This is a genomic window from Staphylococcus cohnii species complex 1663 (genome assembly GCF_041008415.1).
In the GTDB taxonomy this organism is placed as follows: Bacteria; Bacillota; Bacilli; order Staphylococcales; family Staphylococcaceae; genus Staphylococcus; species Staphylococcus ureilyticus.
The window spans coordinates 14,715-40,470 of the sequence record NZ_JBFDVL010000007.1; the positions used below are offsets into that span (position 1 = coordinate 14,715).

General features: G+C 31.4%; 25 protein-coding genes. 14 read left to right on the forward strand and 11 right to left on the reverse strand.

The window, feature by feature from the left end:
• Positions 1-263 precede the first annotated feature (263 nt).
• Positions 264-686: a VOC family protein gene (locus tag AB1J10_RS09620; protein ID WP_064209770.1), complete on the forward strand. Its 423-nt coding sequence runs from the start codon at positions 264-266 to the stop codon at positions 684-686.
• A 102-nt stretch (positions 687-788) separates the two neighbouring features.
• Here the strand turns inward: AB1J10_RS09620 and AB1J10_RS09625 are convergent, their stop codons facing one another.
• Together AB1J10_RS09625 and AB1J10_RS09630 are read right to left on the reverse strand one after the other, a co-directional pair.
• A complete protein-coding gene (locus AB1J10_RS09625) occupies positions 789-2,390 on the reverse strand; it encodes a MutS-related protein (RefSeq protein ID WP_107365415.1) in 1,602 nt (533 codons plus the stop codon).
• A gap of 345 nt (positions 2,391-2,735) precedes the next feature.
• Positions 2,736-4,664, reverse strand: a complete 1,929-nt coding sequence (locus AB1J10_RS09630) for an ABC transporter ATP-binding protein (protein WP_107365416.1) — start codon at positions 4,662-4,664, stop codon at positions 2,736-2,738.
• 147 nt (positions 4,665-4,811) lie between these two features.
• On the opposite strand from AB1J10_RS09630, the gene AB1J10_RS09635 reads away from it, so the two are divergent.
• From AB1J10_RS09635 to AB1J10_RS09655, 5 genes are all read left to right on the forward strand, one after another.
• Positions 4,812-5,453, forward strand: coding sequence for a redox-sensing transcriptional repressor Rex (locus tag AB1J10_RS09635; RefSeq protein WP_046206525.1), 642 nt, complete (start codon positions 4,812-4,814; stop codon positions 5,451-5,453).
• A gap of 185 nt (positions 5,454-5,638) precedes the next feature.
• Entirely contained in the window at positions 5,639-6,724 is a 1,086-nt protein-coding gene (locus AB1J10_RS09640) for a YeeE/YedE family protein (protein ID WP_107365417.1), read from the forward strand.
• Between the two features lie 26 nt (positions 6,725-6,750).
• A complete protein-coding gene (locus AB1J10_RS09645) occupies positions 6,751-6,975 on the forward strand; it encodes a sulfurtransferase TusA family protein (protein ID WP_019469551.1) in 225 nt (74 codons plus the stop codon).
• 813 nt (positions 6,976-7,788) lie between these two features.
• Positions 7,789-9,270, forward strand: a complete 1,482-nt coding sequence (locus AB1J10_RS09650; RefSeq protein ID WP_064209765.1) for a sucrose-6-phosphate hydrolase — start codon at positions 7,789-7,791, stop codon at positions 9,268-9,270.
• Entirely contained in the window at positions 9,271-10,236 is a 966-nt protein-coding gene (locus AB1J10_RS09655) for a carbohydrate kinase family protein (RefSeq protein ID WP_107365418.1), read from the forward strand.
• Between the two features lie 168 nt (positions 10,237-10,404).
• Here AB1J10_RS09655 and agrA read toward each other — a convergent pair whose 3' ends face one another.
• The 6 genes from agrA to AB1J10_RS09685 form a co-directional block, all read right to left on the reverse strand.
• Entirely contained in the window at positions 10,405-11,121 is a 717-nt protein-coding gene (agrA, locus tag AB1J10_RS09660; protein WP_046208006.1) for a quorum-sensing response regulator AgrA, read from the reverse strand.
• A 12-nt stretch (positions 11,122-11,133) separates the two neighbouring features.
• Entirely contained in the window at positions 11,134-12,429 is a 1,296-nt protein-coding gene (gene agrC, locus AB1J10_RS09665; protein WP_046208005.1) for a quorum-sensing sensor histidine kinase AgrC, read from the reverse strand.
• A gap of 30 nt (positions 12,430-12,459) precedes the next feature.
• A complete protein-coding gene (agrD, locus tag AB1J10_RS09670) occupies positions 12,460-12,597 on the reverse strand; it encodes a cyclic lactone autoinducer peptide AgrD (RefSeq protein ID WP_046208004.1) in 138 nt (45 codons plus the stop codon).
• A 2-nt stretch (positions 12,598-12,599) separates the two neighbouring features.
• The gene (locus AB1J10_RS09675) at positions 12,600-13,169 is read right to left on the reverse strand and encodes an accessory gene regulator AgrB (protein ID WP_046208003.1); all 570 of its coding nucleotides are present in this window, start codon (positions 13,167-13,169) and stop codon (positions 12,600-12,602) included.
• Positions 13,170-13,906: 737 nt separating this feature from the next.
• The gene (locus tag AB1J10_RS09680) at positions 13,907-14,692 is read right to left on the reverse strand and encodes a carbon-nitrogen family hydrolase (protein ID WP_064209760.1); all 786 of its coding nucleotides are present in this window, start codon (positions 14,690-14,692) and stop codon (positions 13,907-13,909) included.
• A gap of 227 nt (positions 14,693-14,919) precedes the next feature.
• Positions 14,920-15,549: a nitroreductase family protein gene (locus tag AB1J10_RS09685; RefSeq protein ID WP_046208001.1), complete on the reverse strand. Its 630-nt coding sequence runs from the start codon at positions 15,547-15,549 to the stop codon at positions 14,920-14,922.
• 193 nt (positions 15,550-15,742) lie between these two features.
• On the opposite strand from AB1J10_RS09685, the gene AB1J10_RS09690 reads away from it, so the two are divergent.
• Entirely contained in the window at positions 15,743-17,716 is a 1,974-nt protein-coding gene (locus AB1J10_RS09690; protein WP_369003107.1) for an SdrH family protein, read from the forward strand.
• A 94-nt stretch (positions 17,717-17,810) separates the two neighbouring features.
• On the opposite strand, the gene mroQ is transcribed toward AB1J10_RS09690, so the two are convergent.
• Positions 17,811-18,554 (reverse strand): intramembrane glutamic endopeptidase MroQ, encoded by a 744-nt coding sequence (gene mroQ / locus AB1J10_RS09695; RefSeq protein WP_064209758.1) that lies wholly within the window; start codon positions 18,552-18,554, stop codon positions 17,811-17,813.
• A gap of 175 nt (positions 18,555-18,729) precedes the next feature.
• Here mroQ and groES point away from each other — a divergent pair, with 175 nt between their 5' ends.
• The gene (gene groES, locus AB1J10_RS09700; RefSeq protein ID WP_019469562.1) at positions 18,730-19,014 is read left to right on the forward strand and encodes a co-chaperone GroES; all 285 of its coding nucleotides are present in this window, start codon (positions 18,730-18,732) and stop codon (positions 19,012-19,014) included.
• 51 nt (positions 19,015-19,065) lie between these two features.
• Positions 19,066-20,688 (forward strand): chaperonin GroEL, encoded by a 1,623-nt coding sequence (gene groL, locus AB1J10_RS09705; protein WP_070039273.1) that lies wholly within the window; start codon positions 19,066-19,068, stop codon positions 20,686-20,688.
• A 68-nt stretch (positions 20,689-20,756) separates the two neighbouring features.
• Here groL and AB1J10_RS09710 read toward each other — a convergent pair whose 3' ends face one another.
• Both AB1J10_RS09710 and AB1J10_RS09715 read right to left on the reverse strand, forming a co-directional pair.
• Complete coding sequence (locus AB1J10_RS09710) at positions 20,757-21,926, reverse strand: tyrosine-type recombinase/integrase (protein ID WP_115342052.1); 1,170 nt, start codon at positions 21,924-21,926, stop codon at positions 20,757-20,759.
• A 14-nt stretch (positions 21,927-21,940) separates the two neighbouring features.
• Positions 21,941-22,603 (reverse strand): helix-turn-helix domain-containing protein, encoded by a 663-nt coding sequence (locus AB1J10_RS09715; protein WP_115342053.1) that lies wholly within the window; start codon positions 22,601-22,603, stop codon positions 21,941-21,943.
• Between the two features lie 152 nt (positions 22,604-22,755).
• Here AB1J10_RS09715 and AB1J10_RS09720 point away from each other — a divergent pair, with 152 nt between their 5' ends.
• From AB1J10_RS09720 to AB1J10_RS09740, 5 genes are all read left to right on the forward strand, one after another.
• Complete coding sequence (locus AB1J10_RS09720) at positions 22,756-22,971, forward strand: helix-turn-helix domain-containing protein (RefSeq protein WP_115342054.1); 216 nt, start codon at positions 22,756-22,758, stop codon at positions 22,969-22,971.
• A 3-nt stretch (positions 22,972-22,974) separates the two neighbouring features.
• Entirely contained in the window at positions 22,975-23,277 is a 303-nt protein-coding gene (locus AB1J10_RS09725) for a helix-turn-helix domain-containing protein (protein WP_115342055.1), read from the forward strand.
• A 171-nt stretch (positions 23,278-23,448) separates the two neighbouring features.
• Entirely contained in the window at positions 23,449-23,682 is a 234-nt protein-coding gene (locus tag AB1J10_RS09730; RefSeq protein ID WP_108909244.1) for a hypothetical protein, read from the forward strand.
• Positions 23,683-23,684: 2 nt separating this feature from the next.
• Positions 23,685-23,993 carry a hypothetical protein gene (locus AB1J10_RS09735; protein WP_108909245.1) on the forward strand — a complete coding sequence of 103 codons (309 nt, stop codon included), beginning with the start codon at positions 23,685-23,687 and terminating at the stop codon, positions 23,991-23,993.
• Positions 23,994-24,054: 61 nt separating this feature from the next.
• Positions 24,055-25,668, forward strand: coding sequence for a phage resistance protein (locus AB1J10_RS09740; protein WP_283275386.1), 1,614 nt, complete (start codon positions 24,055-24,057; stop codon positions 25,666-25,668).
• Positions 25,669-25,756 lie beyond the last annotated feature (88 nt).

Below are 25,756 nucleotides of genomic sequence, written 5' to 3' on the forward strand. Positions count from 1 at the left end.
ATTATCTCTATAAAAATGGATACAGCTTAGATTAATTATATATGAAATTAGGAAGTAGGAATATTAAATCAATGTTTGATGTTTCTACTTCTTTTTTAAAAGTTTAATGCTATGTATTTCGTTAAATAAAAAAATATGTACATTATAAATATTATTAAGTTCAAATGTTTAAATATTAAAAAAGGGGTATATATTTTAATGTGTAGTCATACTATATAGAATAATGTAAATTTAGAATTACATTATCAGGAGGCGGCTTATAAATGAAATCAGTTCAGTATTTTAATTTTGAAAATAGTTTAGCAGCATTAGACTTTTATGAAAAAAATTTAGGTGCCACAGATATTCAACGTATTGGTGGTGACCATGAAATGTTTAAAGATATGCCAGAAGAATTCCAAGTAGACAAAAACTTTACAATGAATGCTTCATTTAAAGTTTTAGGTGAAACATTTTATTGTAGTGACACATGGAAAAATAAAAAAATCGATAATAGTGGTGCAATTGTAACATTTACATTTGATCACAGTAATGAAGCGGATAAACAACTAGCCATTGATTTCTTTAACAATGCAATAGCAGCTGGTTGTGAAGAGGCAATGCCGTTAGGTAAAACGGAGTGGTCAGAATTATATGGCATGTTTAATGATCCTTTCGGTATTACTTGGATGATTAATGCTGAATAAAATAGTTAAAACAAATAAAGGAACAATGAAGCAAATACAAACTTCATTGTTCCTTTTCTGTATTTATTAGCGCATTTATAGTTAAATGATTCGGTCTAAGACTTAAAGGAATTGATTGGAGGATGTTTTAGCACGTGTATATACTTGATTAGGAAATTTTAAGATTCTTAATAATTCAATTGCATTTCTTGTATCTGCTTTGCCAGGTTTAATTTTAAAATCAAAAGCAATCTCATTTTCATAAATGGTTTCGTTAAAGTGAAAGTTTTTGTACTGATATTCTAATAATGTAGCTAATTCAATATCATGGGTCGCAGCTATGATTTCGTAATTTTGGCTATTGCCTAAATAATTTAACACGGATTCAGAAGCGGCAATTCGTTCTGTTGTATTAGTCCCTTTAAATATTTCATCAATGAAGCAATAAATTTTATCCTCTGTTTTTAAATCAAACAATCGTTTAATAGATTTGATTTCTGTCATAAAATAACTATCGCCAGACAAGATATCATCTTGGTTCACCATGGAGGTGAAAATTAAGCCAGGTTTATATTTAAAGTACTTTGCAGTAACTGTATTTATCGTTTGAGCGAGTAAAAGATTTAAGGCGATTGCTTTCATAAATGTTGACTTACCTGACGCGTTCGAACCAGTTAATAATATATGACTATTAATTACTAAATCATTAGAAATAGCATCGACAAGCAGTGGATGAGTAAGTGCTTCAAATTCTACTGAATCCTCATTACTTGCTTGAGGCAATGCATATTGTGTTAATGTTTCTCTCCACAATGCTATTGCATAGTGATTGTCTATACTTCCTATATATTCATAACACGCCATAACTTCAGCTTCATATTTTTTAAAGCTATGTTGTATTAGATGGAAGATATGGTAGTCCAACATAAATATTGCTTTTAATAAGAATGCAAATACCATAGAATCTTCTGCTGTATTTACTCTTCCCAATAGACCACTTAGCCTACGAGCAACTTTAAAATGACTAAAGTCAACATCAATGGTAGGGGCACCATCTATTTTGTGAATTGCATAAGCCTTTTTAATAACATTTGATGTATAAAATAATGAATTTAAGTCTTGATCAAATGTCCTTTTGAGTACGCCACTTAAAATCATATTAAATATAGCAACAAGTATAGTTAAAAGAATACCGATTTCAGGTTTTAAAAATGCAAACAGTAAAAAGACTAACGGTAAATATGTAGTCAACATATACAGATGATTGCGTTTCACTGTGGTTAGTTGATCAGGGAACGTTGGATAAATTGCTTTACCGATTTTAGCAAGGTGGGTCGATATCTTTAGTCGAAAAAGTTCGTCATTTTTAAATTTTTGAATTAACATCTGATTATGAATGGTAAACATTTTCCTTAAAGTTGCATATAAACGCATCTCACCAATAGCAGTGAAATTAAAGTTCATGCTGTCGAAAAGGGCTTTTAAATTCAAGTCTGCGTAAGTTTTATCATCTATCAGATTTGTTTCATCAAACTGGTGTTTATATGTATCGAATTGATAACTATACCTGTGATTTGGTCGTACAAAAGATTCTAAAGGCTTTCTTAAGGACCATAAAGGTTTGATATCATGTATTAACTTTTTATTGGCAATGATTGTTGTGATAATAAATAAAAGAGTTGTTCCAATTATTAAAGCGATTAGGAACCAAAGAATAGGAAACATAAGTTTCACCTCATACTAGATTAATATGCTTTATTATGTCATGAAATAAATTGATATACAAATCGCTATTTAAGTTAAATATTTATAGATGTCAATAGAGAACGTGCGTACTTATCAACAATTAGTGTATAACTTGTTGATAAGTCGTGGGCAAATGTGTGGACATACATTGTTTTCTGAATATTCATTGGCGAAAAAGTAACATTTTACCTGTGTATAACTAGGATAACTCTGTGGATAGCTTTGATGATAGGGTTAAAGTTGTGAATAGTTAATGTGTAAAAAGTTAATAAAAAAGTACGAAAAATGAATTTTTCATTTTCGTACTTTTAGTTCAAATATGCTTTAAATTAACTTTTCTTGTAATTCTGCCCATTCTGACATAACTTGTTCTAATGCTTGTTCGTTATTTTCTTTCTCGTTAGCTAAACGCTTTGCTTCCTCTGGATCACTGTATATATCTGGTAGAGTTAGCATTTCATTGATTTCATTGATTTTAGTTTCAAAGTTATCTATTTTAGTTTCGCATTCATCAATTTGTCTTTCAATTTGGCGTTGTTCACGTTTTTGAAGTTTTTGATCGGTATAATGATCATTTTGTGATTCTATTGGTTTTGTTTGATGTGAAGTTTCATTTTCCTTTTTAGCTTGAATTGCTTCATTTTCTTCTTTCTTCTCAATAAAATATTGATAATTGCCTAAATACATAGTGCCACCATGAATGTCCAAATCATAAACTTTGTTTGCAAGTTGATTGATAAAATAACGATCGTGAGAAACAAATAAAATCGTACCTTCAAAATGATCCAATGCTTGCTCTAACATTTCTTTTGAATCTATATCGAGATGATTTGTAGGTTCATCTAAGATAAGTACATTGTTACGCTCAAGCATTAATAAAGCTAATTGCAATCTAGCTTTTTCACCGCCAGAAAGGTCATTAATGATTTTTTTAACATCTTCTTGTACAAATAAAAATCGGCCGAGTACTGCGCGAATATCTTTTTCATTCATTGAAGGGTATTGGTCCCACAGATAATCTAGTATTGTTTTACTAGATTTGAATTCAGCTTGTTTTTGGTCATAGTAACCGATTTTTAAATTTGCACCAGTAGTGATTTCTCCGTTCAATTTCGGTTGAATACCTGCAATTGTTTTGATTAAAGTTGATTTTCCGATACCGTTAGGCCCAATAATGGCGATATGGTCTCCTTTAGTCACTTCAATATTGATACCTTTGGTAACTGGCTGCTCATATCCAATATCTAAATCTTTGATATGGAAAACATCATTTCCTGTATTTCTATCAAAGTCAAATTGGATATTAGCACTTTTGGCATCAACCATTGGTTTATTGATTCTTTCCATTTTTTCAAGCATTTTTCTACGGCTTTTTGCCATACCAGTAGTTGAAGCCCTTGCTATATTTTTCTCAACAAAAGTTTCTAAGCGTTTAATCTCATCTTGTTGACGTTCATATTCTTGCATGCGTTTTTCATAATACTTATCTCTTTTTTCAATAAATTGTTTATAATTACCTATATAATGTTGCACATCGCCAAGGGCTACATCATAGATTTGATTGACTATTTTATCTAAAAAATATCTGTCATGGCTAATGATAACAATAGCACCTTTAAAATAGTTTAAATAACTTTCTAACCATTGTGTTGTTTCCATATCCAAATGGTTAGTAGGTTCATCAAGTAATAATAAATCAGGTTCACTTAATAACATTTGGGCTAATGAAAGCCTAGTTTTTTGACCACCACTAAAATCATTAATAGGGCGATTGAAATCCGCTTCAGTAAAATTCAGTCCATGGAGCACGGTTTTTATTTTACTTTCATATTGATATCCATCCTGTTGTTCGAATTCATTGGATAAATATTCATAACGATCGATATGACTTTTATATTCGTCTGTATCATATGCATTTGCATGTTGTGCTAACCAATCTGTTTCTTTTTTCATTTCAGCTTCTAGCTTTTTCATATTTTCAAAAGGTTTAGACATTTCTTCAATCACAGTTTGGTTTGTGTTGAGTGTCATTTGTTGTGTTAAATAACCAAGTTTTAAATTTTTACTTTTTGAAACATGTCCACTATCATAACCTTCGACGCCAGCAATAATTTTCATTAATGTAGATTTACCAGCACCGTTACGTCCTACGATACCAATGCGTTCACCAGTTTTCACTTCAAAATCTACATTGTTAAAAATATCTTCTCCGTCGAATGATTTAGTAATGTCATTTAATTGTAATAATATCATCCGATTTTGCACCTCTCTATTCATTATCATTCTACCGTATTCTGCGTGTTGTTAAAACTACCAGTGTTTATTTTTATAATGTATTAATGTATAATGTTGTAGTAATTATAAGATTAATTAGACATTATAGTATAGGAGGACAAGATCTTGGCTAACCAAAGCGAAAAGATTCCTCGTGCCACGTTAAAACGGTTACCGTTATATTATAGATTCGTCAATACTTTGAAATCTAAAGGGATAGACAGAGTTAATTCTAAAACAATTAGTGAAGGTTTGAACATTGATTCTGCAACAATTCGTCGTGATTTTTCTTATTTTGGTGAATTAGGCAAAAAAGGGTATGGTTATAATATTGATAGCTTGTTACATTTTTTTAAAAATGAAATAAGTGAAAATGATGAAATTAAAATAGCCATCGTAGGTGTAGGGAACCTAGGTAAAGCATTACTAACATATAATTTTTCTATTCATGATGAAATGACTATTACAGAGGCGTTCGATATACGAGATGATGTGATAGGAACACAAATAGGCAATGTGGTTGTAAGCCCATTTTCGAAAATCACCGATGTCTTAAAGCAAGAGCAAATTGATGTCGTGATATTAACAACGCCTGAAAATGCAGCACAACAAGTTGCAGATACATTAGTTGGAGCTGGCATTAAAGGGATTTTAAATTTTACACCAACACGTGTTTATACGCCATCAGATGTTCAAGTTCATCATATTGATTTAGGGATTGAACTACAATCTTTACTTTTCTTTATGAAAAATTACAGTAATAAATAATAATTTTTAATATTAACTTTGTATAGATGCAAACATTTTTGATGTTTAGTTGTCTATGCAAAGTTTTTTTACTAGCAAGTTTTCATAGCACATCTTTTCATAAGACTTAAAACAGAAAGGTTGAAATTTCACTGTAAATCTAATATGATAATTCATATTGATTTCATCGGAAAAGAGGTAATGTTATGACGTGGTTAGTAATCAGTGGCTTAATCGTAGGCGGACTTTTGGGGTTTGTCATGCAACGTACACGGTTTTGTCTTGCTGGTGGATTTAGGGATATGTATATCCAAAAAAGTAATAAAATGTTTTATGCCTTATTAATAGCAATATCCGTTCAAAGTATCGGACTACTCGTTTTAACTTCAACAGGGTTAGTGCAAATACCAGAGTCCACATATCCAATCATAGGTACGGTTATTGGCTCATTTATTTTTGGTATTGGCATTATATTAGCAGGTGGTTGTGCAACTGGCACATGGTATAGAGCAGGAGAAGGATTAATTGGTAGTTGGATAGCACTTATTGCATATGCATTTACATCAGCTGCTACTAAATTTGGTTTATTATTACCTTTAATGGACGGTATCAATAAACCTACTAATGTAAATACAAGTATGGCTCAAACTACAGGTATTCCGACATGGATTTGGGTCACTTTATTAACAATGATAACGCTCATATTTGTTGTAAAAACACTACGCAAACCAAAACCCAAAATTGCCGTACCAAAGTTAAAACAAAAATTTACAGGAATTCGATATTATTTATTTGAAAAAAAATACCATCCATTTGTTGCAGCTATTGCAGTTGGACTCATTGCATTATTGGCTTGGCCAGTGAGTGAATCTACTGGTAGAATGTACGGTTTAGGCATTACAACACCATCTGCAAACATTGTTCAATTCTTTGTAACTGGTGATGTTCAACTATTAGATTGGGGTGTCTTTCTTGTTTTAGGTATCTTTGCTGGTTCTTATATTGCAGCAAAAGGTGCTAGAGAATTTAAGTGGAGATTACCAGATAAAAAAACAATCCGCAATAGTGTTATTGGTGGCGTATGTATGGGATTTGGTGCATCAGTAGCAGGCGGTTGCTCTATCGGAAATGGTTTAGTTGAAACAGCTACAATGTCTTGGAAAGGTTGGATCGCGCTTGCATCAATGATATTAGGTGCTTGGTTTATGAGTTACTTCATATTTATCAAACCAATGAAAAAAGCTCAAAAATCTACAACGCAAAAAGTTTCTACACAAACACAGACGACGTAAATTTTATTTTTTAGGAGGATTTCATTATGGTATATGAATTAGGTACAGTAGGTATGGTTTGTCCTTTTCCTTTGATTGAAGCACAGAAGAAAATGACTACTTTAGAGAACGGGGACGAATTAAAAATTGATTTTGATTGTACCCAAGCAACTGAAGCAATTCCAAATTGGGCAGCTGAAGAAGGTTACCCAGTTACTAATTATGAACAACTTGATGATGCTTCTTGGACAATCACTGTTCAGAAAGCTTAGTGATATAAAACTAAATTTGGATATCTGAATAAGATAAAACACAATGCTATATGAAGTGATTTCACTTCGTTAAAGGCTGACTACAGAAAAAAAGTCCGAGACATATTTTATGTTTCGGACTTTATTTAGTTCTATAAAAATTTCTCATTTAGTTACACGCGTTGTAAGGTTAAACGAGGTTAGTCCGAGTTGAACTATTTATAAATTTTCTTAAAACTAACAAAGTATATTGATGATTTTTTGAAAGTGTTATTCATAAAGTTGTCAATTGTTAAAAGTGTTTATAAAGCAAGTTGACTTTGATTTTTAATAGTATTTAAAGGGATTACAATATGATAAAATAGAGGATGTTTACAGTGCCAAGTAGATTGATTGGAAGAGATAGTAAAAATGATTTACATATCAAAGCGAATTGTCTGTCAGATGATAGAATATCATTTCAATTACAGTCTATATGAATATTTATGATGTCAAAATAATGTGCGAAAAGTTAAATTAAGGCATTTAATAAAGCTATACTAATATTAATATTAAGTTAGAAACTATTTATAGGGATGAATGTTGATGAAACAGAACTTATGTTAAGCATTGTTGATCTGATGTGGTCTTAGACATAGGAATCATATATTGATTAAACATCATACAAGGTGTAATGATATTGAAGAAGAGAAGCCATAGCGCTTTGAATCGATAAAAAGACAAATCTAATTAAATAGGAATGAAATAAAAACAAATGATGCATAAATGTTATGCTGAGTTGAATTGAGATGGACAATATCCGGAAAGTAGTAGTTAATAATAGGAGGAAATAAAGTGAGTGAATGGACAAGAGATGAACGTTATCAGCGTTACGAAGATATTGATCAAGAAGTAATGGATGAATTAACTGAGCTTGTGAATCAATCTAAATATAGACAATTATTTCATATTCAGCCGAAAACAGGACTCTTAAATGATCCTAACGGTCTAATTTATTATAAAGGAGAATACTACATCTCACACCAGTGGTTTCCTTTAGGAGCAGTCCATGGTTTGAAATATTGGTATACATATAAAAGTAAAGATTTAATAAATTTTGAAGATCAAGGGATTTCACTAAAACCGGATACAAAAGATGATAGTCATGGTGTTTATAGCGGCAGCGCATTTACATATCACAATAACTTGTATTATATGTATACAGGAAATCATAGAGATGAAAATTGGAATAGAAAGTCGACACAACATATAGCTAAAGTACTCGATAATGGCGAGGTTCAAAAATTTCCAAAAGCAGTAATAGCAGCACCGCCGTCAGGATATACACAACATTTTAGAGATCCTAAAGTGTTTGTTAAAGATGGAATTTACTATGCAGTCATTGCTGCACAAAATGAAGAAGGATATGGAAGAATACTTCAATACCAATCAACAGACATTGTGAACTGGACATTTCAAGGAGAAATAAAAACAAAGCTTGAGGCGTTTGGTTTTATGTGGGAATGCCCAGATTATTTTAATTTAGATGGCTTCGATTTACTGTTATTTTGTCCACAAGGTATTGAACCGGAGGGTGAAAAATTCAGGAATATTTACCAATCTGGTTATATTATGGGGCAATACGACATAGATCACCTTGTTATGGATCATGGTGATTTTCATGAATTAGATTATGGTTTTGATTTTTATGCGCCTCAAACTTTTACAGATGAATTTGGCGACAGAATACTCATTGGTTGGATGGGCTTACCAGAAGTGACCTATCCTACAGATTCAGATGGTTGGGCGCATTGTTTAACAATTCCGCGTATTTTGACAATTGAACAAGGCAATTTAAAACAACGTCCTATTAAAGCACTTCAACAATTAAGAACGAATAAAGAAACAGCACTAGGTTACGCTAATAAATTTACGCGATTCTTAAAACCATATGAAGGTAAACAATTTGAATTGATTATTGATATCTTGGAAAACGAAGCTACTGAAATATATTTTGAAATAAGAGCCTCAAAATCACAATCTTTACGTATCGCTTATAATACAAAAAACAAAAAAATTACATTAGATCGTAGTGAAAGTGGCGCATTACCAGAACCAGTAGAAGGTAAAACACGTAGCACTTATTTGGATACACCTTTATCACAATTACAAATGTTCGTTGATACATCTAGCATTGAATTATTTTGTAATGATGGTGAGCGTGTAATGACTTCAAGAATTTTTACAGATGATGATGCGATAGGATTTAAAGCTTCTACTGAATCTGGGCAAGCCTTTCTCAATTTCACAAAATATGATATAAAGGGTGGACAATAAATGAAACGTTTACTTGCAATCGGCGAAGCACTTATCGATTTTATTCCTAATCAAAAAGATTCAAAATTAAAAGACGTAGAAGGGTTTACAAGACAAGTAGGCGGCGCACCTTGTAACGTTGCTTGTACAACCACAAAATTAGGTGGTCAAGCAGCTATGATCACTCAGTTAGGAAACGATGCTTTTGGTGATTTAATTGTAGAAACAATAAGTAATATTGGTGTGTCTACAAACTATATCCGACGAACAGATGAAGCGAACACAGCTTTAGCATTTGTAAGTTTAACCAAAGAAGGAGAACGAGATTTTTCATTTTATCGTAAACCATCAGCAGATATGTTATATCAACCTAGCAATATAGATGCAATAACTGTAACAGAAAATGATATGTTACATTTTTGTTCTGTTGATCTCGTAGATAGTCCAATGAAACAAGCGCATAAATCGTTAATAAATAAAGTGAAATCAGCAAATGGTACGATTATATTTGATCCTAACGTACGGTTGCCATTATGGCCAAGTGAAGCGGATTGTAAAAATGCAATTCGTGAATTCTTGCCATCAGCACATATACTTAAAATTTCAGACGAAGAATTGTCATTCGTCACTGGAAAAAAAGATGAAAAAGAAGCAATCGCTTGGTTATTCCAAGGTAGTGTAGAAGCTGTTATATACACTAAGGGTAAAGAAGGTGCTGAAATTCATTTCAAAGATGGTACCGTGCTTAGTCATGGTGGTTATAAAGTGAAAGCAATAGATACGACTGGTGCCGGTGATGCTTTTGTAGGTGCATTAATTAATAGATTAGCAGCATCTGATATTATCAATCCGATAGAAGCATTAAAACGAGAAGGTGGAACTATGCTTCAATTTAGTAACATCGTTGCTGCAAAAGTTACTACAAAATATGGCGCTATTGAGAGTATACCTACTTTAGATGAAGTTCAAGTGTTACTTGATTATTAAAAAGAAAGGGAAGGACTGCAATAATTCTCTCAAGTTAAGGTGATTAAGGTTGAATGGGTGTTGAAGGTTGATTTAAGCTAAACGCATATATGAGTTTCACACAATAAATTGAAGAGTGATGTTAAAAGGCTGAGACATTTTTGTAGTCTCAGCCTTTTAGTTTATGTATTAAATTTTTTTAACATTACGTACAGAAGCATAGCAGTGTTCATTATTTTTGAAATAAACAATACGTGACTTAGAATCAATGGATTCAATATTGTGTCTATTGACAACAAAACTATTATGACATCTGAAAAAACGCTCGTCTAAATTATCAATTTCTTTTAAATTACCATAAAATTCAATTTGCCTATTGTCCAAATGAGCAATCAAACGATGCGAATTCGAAGATGATTCAAAGAACATGACATCATCGTATTGTACATAAATAGAATTGCTGCCGCGTTTAAGTTCGATTGTTTCAACCGTGCTTTCTTTTGAAAGTAATTTCAATCGAGTTTCTGAAGTTTCGAGGCAATCGATCACTCTGGATTTTAATTCGTCAGGATCATCTTTGAAGATGAAATCCATAGCAGCAACTTTATATACAAAGGTTAAATAAGTGAGCTCACTATGACTTGTGACAAATATGATATTGCTCACAGGATCATATTTTCTAATCTCACTTGCTAATTTAATACCGTTAATATCGGCCTCTAATTGTATATCAAGAAAATAACAACCAATATCTTTAAGTTCCTTTGCACGTTCCAATACCTCATAAGGATCTGACGTAGCTACTTCAATTTCCATTGGTTTTTCTTCTATCATGATGTAATTATTGATAATAGAAACTATATTTTCACGTTGTCTTACATCATCTTCACAAATGAATATTTTCATATTTACACATCCTTATGAATTAGAATTTAGTATTTCTACTTTTTGAATAAAGTAGTTATTGTCTATAGTTGTATCTAATAAAACATTGGAAGTTGCATCGGTTATTTCTTTTAAGTTAGATAATCCTAAACCACGATTTTTTCCTTTTGTTGAGTAATTTTCTTGGAACAAGGTATGTACTCTAGGCATATCAGGCTTACATTTGTTCATGATGATAAACATAACTGAATCGTCTTCATTTTTGATAAAAGCAATGCGAATTAGAGGATCATCCTCTATTTTTTCTGAAGCTTCTATAGCATTGTCTAATAAAATACCAATAATTCTACTCAAATTGATAATAGGCATATCAATTTTTTCAATTGGCTCTGGAACTTCAATACTTAATCTTATATTTTTTTCTTGAGCTTGTAATATTTTAGTTGTGATTAAACCTTTAATTTCACGGACTTTTAAATTTTCAATACCATTAATTTTAAGTGTTTTCATTTGCATATTATCTTGCATAGGTATGATTTCTTCATTGAAATATTTGCGTAAACCTTCCATATCATTTTCTCGAATATAATCAGATAATGTTGAAAGGATATTAACATAATCATGCCGAAACTTACGCATCTCATTATTAATCTTTTCAATTTGTAACGTATATTTATAATAATTTTCTATTTCTTTAATATTACGTTTATATTGGATTTGACGTATAATGCTGAAGGAAATAGTAATGATTAAAATTGCCGTAGTAATGATAACCACAGCATACATGATTGAAATAAATTTAGCATCACCAAATGAAACATTTTGATTTGGTAAGTAAAAATATATCAACCCTAAGATAATAAGTAGAAATAAACTAACTAATATTAAATATAATTTATTCAAAGATAAATCTGAAAAAGAGAGTCGTTTTATAAAAAACCTAGCTATGTATGCGTAAATTAATGAAAACATAGTGAAAGTAATTGCATAAAATATTGAAAAATTATATTTGATAACTATTACATCTACAATCAAACTACTTAACCACAAACTTGTAAAGTTGGCCATATATAAAATAAAAAAACAAATCATTGTAGTAACAATACCAAGAAATTTGTTTTTATAATACATAAATATTAATGTAGCAACGAATAAAAATAGTACTGCTTGTGAATCAATTATAAAAAATAAAATAGCAGAAAGGATTATAATTCCAATAATAGAAATATAATCCTTCTTTATAAAATGAATACCACTTATAAGGCTCAAAGTATAGAATAAAATAATTGCTTGTAATAATGATAAAATCAATAAAAATAAAACCGCCATGTTATACACACTTTCTAAGTAACTATTATTTTATTTGTATAAATCTGTTAATTCTTTAGGAATTTCAGGTTCATCAACAAATCCAGTACAAGGTTTTACACTTGAGATTGTACCAATGAAAGTAAAGAACTTAGCAAAAATAGTTAAAATTGATTCGAAAATATTCATAATTAATAATCCTCCTTAGGGAAAAATATTGGAATTTGTAAAATTGCAATGATGGTAATACCAAGCAACATTAGTTGTTGGTATGGTTCATCTAAAAATACAGAAATAATTAATAATAATAATGTTACGGCGATAGCTTTAATTTTTTTTCCTTTTCTAAGTCGTTGTGGAATAGGTTGCTTTTTAGTTGCAGATGGTGAGAAAATTATGATTAAAACTAAACCTATTAAAGACAAGGTATACATTATTTCAGACGGTACTTTCATATACCCGACTATCCAAGGAAGTAAAACAAAGTAAAAAAGACTTTCTAAATAACATAATAGAGAACTTCTAGCATGTGCACCATGTGCAAAATGTCTGATTAAAAAAAATGATAAGTGTACAGTTAGTGTGTATAAAAATAGGTTGCAAAGGATTGAAATGCCATAAATTACAATTGCTTTAAAAAAGTTACTTACTACAACTTGCATGCCTAAACGCATTTTCAAATACTCTATATTATCTAGATTGTTTCGTATTTGAAGTTGTTTAGCAAGTCTATCTATTTTATTGTCAATTAATTTTACCATTGGCTATTCTCTCCTCACCCGTATTATACAATTTTAATTATATTTTAGGCGTCTCATTGCTTAAGTGTATGTTTTGTATTCCTAACTGTTTGTATTTCTTATCTTTTTAATTTTAACATATAATTCTTAACAAATAAGTATGAAATATAACGAGTTAGGAATTATTAAACGCAATTTCAAAAATTCATGGTTTAATAAACTTGTATCACAAAGAAGTGATAAAATTATTTAGACTTAGCCGTTTAAATGATGTTGTTAGTTAGGCTTTTGAGCAGGAGCCTAATTGACTGTACTAAATTGTGACTGTATCTTCGTATAGTTATTGGAGTTACAAGTTTAGTTGTCGGTTTCATTTCTTTGAATACGGATAAGAGGAGGCTGATGTTGTGACAAGAACCTTTTCAGTAATAGCTAGTGGTTTCGTGAAATAGTACTAAATTAGTACACAACTCGCTTAATACGTTAAGCAAATCCCTTAAATTTGTATTTGTAGACCTTTCCCAGTCTCAAATCAAATCTATTTTAAATTGTCTATAACAGAGACAATTTAAAATTTAAACATGTAAGCTATCGGAAACATCATTCAATTTATCATTTTAATCGGTAAATTCACTAATTTTTTTCATAATTAATAACATCCCCAAAAATAGATAGAGAAATAACTGTATAAAACATTCCCTTAATAATAAGTTACAAAAAACCGTGAGTCCCTCCCAAGCTCACGGTTTTTTTATGTTTTATTTATAAAGATGAGGTCTCAAATTTTTAAATACGGGTATTGCTTCACGTTGTTTAGAAACCTCATCTAAATTTAACGAACAATTTAATCTTCCTTCTTTATCATTGAGTTGATCTATAATTTCACCATTTGGATTAATAATTATTGAGTTACCAGCATACTCAGTTTTACCATCGTCACCACAGGTATTACAACCGACAACAAACATATCATTTTCTATCGCACGTGCTTTTAATAAAGCTATCCAATGGTCTAATCTAACACTTGGCCACTGTGCTACATAAAATGCGATTTCTGCTCCTTTACGTGCTGGATAACGTAGTATCTCAGGGAAACGCAAGTCATAACAAATAATTTGAGCAATTTTTACACCGTTAGAAAGTGAAAATGGTTCAGGAACAGCATTGCCTGGGCTCATAAAGAGTGGTTCATCTAACATTGGTACAAGATGTACCTTATCGTAACTATTGATTAAATAGCCTTGCTTAGATACTGCAAAGGCAGTGTTATATACACTTTCTTTCATGATATTAGATACAGAGCCTGCTACAATATCTACTTGATACTGAATAGCTAATTTTGAAATGAACTCAAAACTTCGTGATAATTGTTGATCTGCTAGTTTGTTCAATTGGGGTAAGGCATATCCGTTGTTCCACATTTCTGGCAATACAACAACATCTGTGTCAGTCGTCACATAATTAGAGAACCAATTTTTAATGGTTGCTTCATTAAAAGAAACATTTGCTGGTTCAATTTTAAGTTGAAAGATTTCTATATTCATCAATTTCACCCCTTAAATTAGTATTAGACTAAATATACTAAATATATTTAGAAAATTCAAAATATGATAAATTGTATTATATCTAGATATGAAAAAAGAGGCGAAGACACAGAAGTCTAAGCCTCATATTTTGGCAATCATACTAACATTGATAGAAAAGGAATGCATTTTGTCCACGTTTTTGAAGGTGGATGTATAATAACATGTCATTCCATATATTTAATCTTTTATTTTTTTATAAGGAATCGTTTGCTTATATCATTAAATTCTTTTTCATTAGCTGCTTCACGAATATTACCGAAAGGCATTTGTGCCATCAGTTTCCAAGTTTTTGGAATATCAAAAGCTTCAGAAACAGCTACATCTACAAGTGGGTTATAATGCTGTAATGAAGCCCCAATACCTTCAGTGCTTAGTGCTGTCCAAATAGCGAATTGATGCATTGCGTTTGTCTGATTAGACCAAATTGCAAAGTTTTCTGCGTAATTAGGCATTTGATTTTGTAAGCCTTCGATGACTTCTTCGTCTTCAAAATATAAAATTGTTCCATATGAATGTTTAAAATTATCAATTTTATCAGCAGTCGGTTGGAAATCGCGATCAGGTCCCATTGTATTTTTCAGTGCTTCTTTTGTAATTTCCCAAAATTTATCATGGTTATCATTTAATAATAAAACAATACGTGTAGATTGAGAGTTAAATGAAGATGGTACATGTTTAACTGCATGTTCAATTATATTTTCAACTTCTTTATCAGAAATTGAAATTTCTTTATCTAAACTATAAATTGTACGTCTTGTTTCGATTGCATTTTGAAATGCATCTAAATCTTTTGATTTTTTAGAGAAAATTCCCATTATAGTAGCTCCTTTATTAATTCAAAATATATATCTAGTATAATAATTATACCTGAGTTTGTAAATAGGGTTTTTACAAAAAATTTCAGATTTATTACTTTTTCCTTTCAATAACCATCTATTTAATGAAAAAAAGTGAGCTTTCTAATATAATTATAATGAATACAAGGATTACTAATATGGAGGTGAGAAAATGAAAGGGTATAAAATGAATAAAGTATTAATCTCTAGCTTCGCTTTTGCAATAAGTGCCGCTTTAATATCTAAACCAATTCAAGCTGTTGAAGATCAAAATAATAACACATCGACTGGCACAAAGAATAAATTTGCTGAAACTGATGAAATGGGACGTTCATATTTTGCACCTTCAATTTCCAACCTTTATAATGTAGTCGATAAAGAAAATTCTGTCTCTAACGTTGAAAATAATAATATAATAAAAAATGAATTGACAGATGATAATTTAAAATCAGATGAAAACTATGATTCATTGAATGATAATGCTTCTAACAATGATGGAAGTGATACACACATTCAACCCGACAATCCAAGTGAAGGAGACATATCTGATACAAATGAAGAGGGTGGTACAGAAGAGACGCCAAAACCTGACCAACCTGATAAAGATGAAGATACATCTTCAAAACCAGATGAACCAAGCGAAGGAGACACTTCTGATACAAATGGAGACGGTGATACAGGAGAAACATCAAAACCAGACAAACCCAATAAAGATGAAGAATCACCTTCAAAACCAGATGAACCAAGCGAAGGGGACACGTCTGATACAAATGAAGATGGTGATACAGGAGAAACATCAAAACCTGACCAACCTGATAAAGATGAAGATACATCTTCAAAACCAGATGAACCAAGCGAAGGGGACACGTCTGATACAAATGAAGACGGTGATACAGGAGAAACATCAAAACCTGACCAACCTGATAAAGATGAAGATACATCTTCAAAACCAGATGAACCAAGTGAAGGAGACACGTCTGATACAAATGAAGGTGGAGGTTCATCGCCAAAACCAGACAAACCCAGTGATGGAAATACATCCGGTTCAAATGGAGGTACAGGAACACCGACAAAGCCTGACCGACCAAATGAAGGTGGAGGTTCATCGCCAAAACCAGACAAACCCAGTGATGGAAATACATCCGGTTCAAATGGAGGTACAGGAACATCGACAAAGCCTGACCGACCAAATGAAGGTGGAGGTTCATCGCCAAAACCAGACAAACCCAACGATGGAAATACAACCGGTTCAAATGGAGGTACAGGAACACCGACAAAGCCTGACCGACCTAATGAAGGTGGAGGTTCATCACCTCAACCAGACAAACCCAGTGATGGAAATACAACCGGTTCAAATGGAGGTACAGGAACACCGACAAAGCCTGACCGACCTAATTTGACACCACCGTCAAACTCTCATTATCCCAATACACCAAGTAATGGAAATCATGAGAGTGGTAATGGAGATGCGTATCAACCAACAAAACCAATCAAACCATCATATTCTGCGCGTCCGAACTTAAAAGGATCAAGTGAAAATGCACAATCAAATAAATATCAAAGTGATTTTAATTATGGAGATTTAGCAGTTAAAGAAGATACAAATCAAGCGTCGACGCATACAAAAAGTGACCGTCAAATTTTAAATAGATTTAACCAAATGTCTACCGGTTCATTTAAATATAATCCTTTTGTTGTAAACCAAGTAAAGCAATTAAACAATGGTGAAGAAAAAATTTCTAATAGAGAAATTTTATCCATATTAAGACCACAACGATTTGATGATAATGCTTTTTTAAATGAGTTACAGAAAGGAACGAATTATTTTAAATTTCAGTATTTTAACCCATTAAAATCGCAGGATTATTATAAAAATTTAGATAATCAAGTTTTAGCTTTGATTACAGGTGAAATTGGCTCTATGCCAGATTTGAAAAATCCCAAAACGGAAAGTGCTACAGGTAAATATGAGTATCATTCTAGTGGCGATGAAGAAATGACTGAAACTGCAGATAAAGATTCAAAAAATACTATTGATATAAAATTTGAACGTATATTATTTGCTTTAATAACAGCTATTTTTATTATCTTTGTAGGTGTCGTAGTTGGTTACTTTGTTCATCGTAAAAACAAAAATAATGAATAACTAAAATATAAAAAGGGTTAATCCATTTCATAATATGGATTAACCCTTTATTTTGAGAATGTAACTATTTTCTTATTTTATAATAAAATGTTAGTTAAACAATAAGATTAAAAATAAATGAAGTAGTTTCTTGTAACTCTTTTATTTTTTCTGGTCCAATTAAAACTTGAATAATAACTACAAAACCATTTTGCATCATATGTACAGCAATAGGAACCCATATGCGCTTAGTAAATGCATATAATCCTGAAAAAATCATTCCCATACCAAAGTAAATGATGAAGAAAGCTGGGTCACCGTGTGCAGCACTAAATATAATAGAACTCACTACCGAAGCTACAATGAATTTTAGGGTCTTATTACCTTTCATAAGTTGATATAACTCACCAAAGATAACTTTTCTAAACACATATTCTTCAAGAATTGGGCCTACAATTGAAATTAAAATAATGAAGACAGGTATATCTTGAGCGACTTTCATTAACCTTTCTGTATTTGGACTTGATTGCGGTCCACCTAATACAAACATATTAATTAAATTAGCAATGATTTGATAAACCATAACACTAACATATCCAACGAATGCCCATAGTATTGCGTAGCGTTTCTTCTCTTTTGTTTGTTGTTCTAATTGTGTTGGATTAGCAATGAAATTATTGATTATAATGATAATGATGGATGCAATTATAAATAAAATCACTTGTGTATAAATATTGGTAAACATTAACGATTTACCACTTAAATTGCTGAAAAAACCAGCCATATGTAAAAATAAAACACCATATTGTGCTAGACCATAAATAACTAATGTCAATATGGATACCCACAAACGAGACATAATGAACCTCCAAAAATAGTTTATATCTTATTTTAGCGTAAATTATGTTCATACACAAAATATACAACGATGGTTTTAACTTGAAATATTGACCAACTTTGATTATTATAGAAAATAGATTAGCACTCAAGGTAATAAAGTGCTAAAGATTTCCAATTCTAAGGAGGAACAATCAATGTTAAAACCATTAGGTAACCGAGTAATTATTCAAAAAATAGAACAAGAGCAAACAACAAAAAGTGGTATTGTATTAACAGATAGCGCTAAAGAGAAGTCAAATGAAGGTACGATAATTGCAGTAGGTGCAGGACGTATTTTAAAAGATGGTTCTCGAGTTGCTCCTGAAGTGAATGAAGGCGATAACGTTGTTTTTCAACAATACGCTGGCACAGAAGTTAAACGTGGAGACGAAACATATTTAATTCTAAACGAAGATGATATTTTAGCAATTATTGAATAATAAAAATTATAACTACGATAAAATATACTAACAACATGGAGGTTAAGAAATATGGCTAAAGATTTAAAGTTCTCTGAAGATGCACGTCAATCTATGCTAAGAGGTGTAGATAAATTAGCAAATGCTGTCAAAGTTACAATTGGTCCTAAAGGACGTAATGTTGTATTAGATAAAGAATACACTTCACCATTAATTACTAATGACGGTGTAACAATTGCAAAAGAAATTGAATTAGAAGATCCTTATGAAAATATGGGTGCTAAATTAGTACAAGAAGTAGCGAACAAGACAAATGAAATTGCTGGAGACGGTACAACTACAGCTACTGTATTAGCACAAGCAATGATTCAAGAAGGTTTGAAAAATGTTACAAGTGGTGCTAACCCAGTTGGACTACGTCAAGGTATTGACAAAGCTGTAGAAGTAGCGATTGAAGCTTTACATGAAATTTCACAAAATGTAGATAATAAAAATGAAATAGCACAAGTTGGTTCTATTTCAGCAGCTGATGAAGAAATTGGTAAATATATTTCTGAAGCAATGGAAAAAGTTGGAAATGATGGTGTGATTACAATTGAAGAATCAAGTGGCTTTAATACCGAATTAGAAGTTGTAGAAGGTATGCAATTCGACAGAGGTTATCAATCTCCATATATGGTCACAGATTCAGATAAAATGGTTGCAGAGTTAGAAAGACCATATATTTTAATTACAGATAAAAAGATTTCATCTTTCCAAGATATTTTACCGTTATTGGAACAAGTGGTTCAAGCTAACCGTCCAATTTTAATAGTAGCTGACGATGTTGAAGGCGATGCATTAACAAATATAGTATTAAACCGTATGCGTGGCACGTTTACAGCAGTTGCAGTAAAAGCGCCTGGATTTGGCGATCGTCGCAAAGCAATGTTAGAAGATTTAGCAATTTTAACAGGTGCACAAGTGATTACTGACGATTTAGGCTTAGAACTTAAAGAGGCAACAATTGATATGCTTGGTACTGCTAATAAAGCTGAAATTACTAAAGACAATACTACAGTTGTCGATGGTGATGGTGATCAAAACAATATCGATGCTAGAGTAAGTCAAATCAAAGCACAAATTGATGAAACTGATTCTGATTTTGATAGAGAAAAATTACAGGAACGCTTAGCGAAATTAGCAGGCGGTGTTGCAGTAATTAAAGTTGGTGCAGCAAGTGAAACAGAGTTAAAAGAGCGTAAATTACGTATTGAAGATGCTTTAAACTCTACAAGAGCTGCCGTTGAAGAAGGAATTGTAGCAGGCGGTGGTACAGCATTTATGAACATTTTTGATGAAGTATCAAAAATTGAAGCTGAAGGCGACGTAGCTACAGGGGTTAATATCGTCTTAAAAGCTCTAGAAGCACCTGTACGTCAGATAGCAGAAAATGCTGGCTTAGAAGGCTCAATTATAGTTGAAAGACTTAAAAATTCAGAAGTAGGCGTTGGCTTTAATGCTGCTACTAATGAATGGGTGAATATGCTTGAAGCTGGTATTGTAGATCCAACTAAAGTAACACGCTCATCACTTCAACACGCAGCAAGTGTTGCAGCTATGTTCTTAACAACAGAAGCAGTTGTTGCCAATATTCCTGAAGAAAATAACAATGAACCACAACCAGGTATGGGTGGCATGCCAGGTATGATGTAAAATAGCCATTGAGCGTCGATGTGACGCTATAACAGTTATCCAATGGTCATAATTTGGTCATAGAAATTTTAAAATAAATTATTTGAGACGTTTTCCATAAGTTTACTGAACTTTTGGGAGGCGTCTTTTTTATATGATTCAGTAATCTTTGCGTAGATGTTCATTGTAGTATTTATATCCTTATGGCGTAATCGTTCCTGAATTTCTTTTATATGCACACCAGCTTCTATTAAAAGGGCGCAATGTGTGTATCTGAACGAGTGGGTAGTTATATTTTTATCAATATTAGTCTGTGACATAATAGCTTGTATCCACTGTGATAATTTCTTAATCACAAGAGGATAACCGTTGTTGTCTGTGAAAATAAAATTGTTATCCACGTACAACTCATTTTTCCATTTGTCTTGTACATTTACTTTATAATCTTTAAGTAATTGAATTACATTAGGATCTATTGAAATTTTGCCTATAGACGATTCGGTTTTTGGTGTAAGTATTTGATAGTTTTTCTTATTATTATTTGGATTATAATACGTTTTGGTTATACTTATCGTACATTCTTCGAAGTCTATATCAGACCATTTAAGCGCCAATAATTCGCCTGCACGCATACCAGTATACGCAAGTGTAGTAAATACTTCGAAACTATTCAATGGGGTATGGTGGTCTTTAGCGACGCTTAGAAACTCAAATAATTCTTCTTTTTCAAGGAATTTCTGATGTATCGTATTTTCTTCCAAATCCTCAACAGTAGGCTTATACTTTGCACGTTTCACACCTTCAGTAGGCAATTTAGATATTATCTTCATATCTTGTGCATACTTAAATACAAGGTTAGTTGAGCTTACAATACTATCAACATAATTTTTACTGAATTGTGTTGTCACATCGTCCACAAACGCTTGATAGTCACGTTTTGTAATGGTTTGTATACTTCTATTACCGAATTGCTGCTTAGCGTGATATATTGCCTTCTCTCTTGCTCTCACACTACTTACTTTCGCATCCTTACTATAATGATTTATCCATTCATCAGCTACAAAATTAAATGTATGAGTGGAAGGTGCGATATACTCACCATTTCTTATTTGTCTTTCAACCATTTCAGCGTGATTCTTAGCATCAGATTTACGAGCAAAACCCGATTTAGATATATATTCATATTTACCAGTGTTAGGATTTTTACCTAGCGATATGCGATAGCGCCAGTTGTTTCCACGTTTTTCATAGTTTGCCATTTAATCACCGTCTTTTAAGTTAAATATTCATCATCATATATTTCACGCATAAAGTCTTTAATGTCATCTGTTACATTTAAATATTTCATATGTTCAGCGAATTCTTTTCTTTTTATATTTCTTTCATTTTGATACTCATCAATAATTTCAGGATTTTCAATACTTTTTAAAAGTTCAGGATTGTTTTTGACAGTTTTGATAATTTCTAAGTTTATCATTTTGTATATTTGGTGTAATACATCATGTGGTAATTCAACAGTCGCAACTTTTTCACCGAACATAGAAGTTTTTATATCATAGAAAATTTTGTTTTCACTCTCAAATAAATAATTTAATTTATAGTATGGTTTATCAACAATTTTCTTTTCGTTATTAAGATTATTAATTTCTAATCTCCCACTAGATTTTAATTCATTAAAAAAAGATGTGTTTTCTTCTATACTGTCATAACTTCCTGCTAATATTCTGAATTCATTTAAAAAATCCTGACTATCATTGAAATCTAGCACATTAGCTATTTTGAAAAGTAACTCATCATTTGGAATAACTTTATTATTTTCTACGCGTGATAAGAATGCATGTGTTACTCCTACTTTTTCACCTAATTCTTCAAGTGTAAGTGGATAGCTTTTTCTAGCGTTTCTGATTGCATTTCCTAACGTTCCTTCTTGTTTCATATTTAATCACCTCAAAAAGAGTTTATCATAAATGTAACAAAAAAAGATAACATTTTTAAATTCGTACTTGTAATGTAACTTATTTTAGTTTATATTTATAGTATACCAAGTAAATGTTACTTTTTTAGGTAACAAAAGAAGAGGTGAAATGTATGACAAAAACAAATATACCTGAATTAAGATATTTAATCGCTAAAAGAGGGCACAGCTTGCGAAGCTTTTCTAAAAGCAGTGGTATTTCACTTTCTTATCTAAGCGCAATTGTGAATAACAAAGCGACACCAAGCCCGAAGATGGCAAAAAGAATTTCTGAAAGGTTAGACATAGAAATTGAAGAACTATTTGAATTTGAAATAAAGGAGGTATAACAAATGTTCAATATCGATATTAATGAAGATGAAGCACGTGAGATGATGCAACATGCTATTGATGAGCGTATCGAAGAATTAGCAAAAGAAAAATATTTCATGACTTACAAGGAATTAGCAGATTATCTTAATCTATCAAAACCAACTATAGATGATTTACTAATCAAAAATGGTATGCGCTATTATCGGGTAGGGAGCACTTACCGTTTCAAAAAGTCTGACGTAGATGGTTTTATGGATAACATTACTTCGCAGATGGATATCACTAACAATGATCTGAAAAGTTTGAAGAAGGTAAAACAATGAGAATGCTAATGACTTTTATAACTGTGCCATTTACCACAATTACATTCAGCACATTAATTCAAGATTTCTACATTGCACTGGTATTAGTTATATTTGCGAGCTTTGTATGTTATATGTTTTTTGATAGACACTTTAATGAAATCGAAAATAATAAAATGGAGGTTAAATAAGATGACAAAAGATGAATATATCGAACAAACAGAAAAAATACATCACATTTTAGGTCAAAGTGATTACTCAAACGAATTAATGCAGTGGTTAGTTGATTACTGTAATTCAAAACCACTTGAAAAAGAAATTAGCGAAGATTTGGGAGAATTGCTTTTTAATTTAAATAACAAGTTAACTATCGATTTAACAGATTTAAAAATGCAAATGACAAATATTAGAAAAGGGAGTAACTAATTATGACATATTCAGAAAAAGTAGAAGAAAGCGTTGAGTTTGCAGATTTGATAAATAAGGTTCAAAGTGTATTAGATTTTGTTTGTTCAGAAAATGACGAATTAAAAATTGAAAGAGACTGTGCAATCAGAAATAACGACCCTTATTATTACCAAGCTATTAATAATAATATGAAAGCGAATTATATCGTTACAAGCACTTTATTAGCGATTAGAAATGATATTGAGACAATGCATGATGACATCCGAGCAGATATTAATCAAGAAAAAAACGCACTATCTACTGCCGACCAAAGCGAAGATAATGCGTAAGAACGGATATTTAATAAAAAATATCTAACCTAAATACTAACATAAATGAAAGGTTGATTGTATGGACGAAACAACACTTTATAAACAACATTTTGAATTTCATTCTAACTTAGATTATATAAATACAACAAGTTTATCAAAAATCAAAGAGATTAGTAAGCGAATTAATTTCGCTTCTATCTCAAGCGATAAACAAATTTTTAATAATAAAGGTAATTTATACCATCGTGAAAAAAATGATATAGGTGATTACATTAATAATCTTACTTTAGATTATATCATAATTCCTAAAGAAATTGGAGTTATTTACGGAATTGTAAATACTAAAATTACAGAAAATGATAATGGTGAGGAAGAAAAGAAAGCCAGTTTTACAGCAGGTGCATTTAATAACTATGCAAGATTTATTGCAGATCTCATTTCAGATAAAGTGATTTATTCAGATGAGTTAGATTGTTTTATTATAATCAAAAATAACACATATGAAGTGATAGACGAAACAAATTTCGCTTTAAACTATCCAGTCGATAATAAGCATCAGATAAATGATTTTTTAGAAGTCATGCTTGAAATGTATCGAGAACACTTAAATGTTGAGCATGGTTACAATATCCTTCCATATACGATTGCAGGTAATGACTGGATATATGATTGCAGGAATTTAGAATTTAGAAATAAAGCACTGCAATCAAATGAGTTATACGCTAAAAAATATGATATTAATGCATCAGAAATTGATACAGATACACCTAAAAAATTCTTTGATTTCGTTACTGAAAGTGATAAGAGTAAGAATAATTTAATGTTAGTACATGCTTATGCCATGTATCGCAAAATGAATCTTATACAAGCCGAAAAATGGTTCCTTATGAAGGATTTTGGACGTTCAGGTAAAGGTTTGTTCATGACTACGTTTGACGCACTGTTACAAGTCAACAAAGTTAATTTTGACAGTTTAATTTCTGGTGGATTCGAGGCATCTAACGAGTGGATGAATTTCTACGGTGCAGATATCGCACACGCTAACGAAACAGGGGAAATAACAAAAGGTATGATGCGTATATTAAGAAAAATTGCGACGGGTGAAGTGATTTCAGGACGTGGTATTGGTAGAAACGCATTTACCTTCAAAAATAAGTCTTTATTGGTACTCGATACAAACGAAAATGTAGATACAGGTGATATTACAGCTAATACCACACGTACAATTAAAATTTCACTCAAAGATAGACCACTCAATGAAACAGATGATGAAAGATATAAACTGTTTGAACCTTATTGGAATTTTGTGCAACCGAATGATAAAAAATCAGTAGCAGCTGCAGTATCGTTCCTAATTGTTAGTTTGGAGTATCTAAAAGAAATTGGCAGAGAATTTAAGTTTAATGATGTCACATTAAAAAATTATTTTAGTGAAGATGAGTTAACGGAAACACAAGTTAATTTATTAAAGGCGTTATCTAGGCAAAATTTCGTTTTTGCTGGCGATGAGACGTTACAAAAATTAATTGAGCAAGATTATAGAAGTTTACGTTACAAACAAGCTAAAGATGATATGAAAAAAATTGGTATAAGTCTTAATAATCAAAAAAAGATAGATGGTGTAAACACAAGGATTCATGAAGTAGGCAATACAGAACTATTCAATATGGCGTTAAATTTAATTAATCAATAATAAGCGTTACCGTAACTCTTAGGTAACTCTTATAGTAACTCTTGAAACATTGTAATAACAGTCGGTAACTCTTGTAACTCTAATTTAT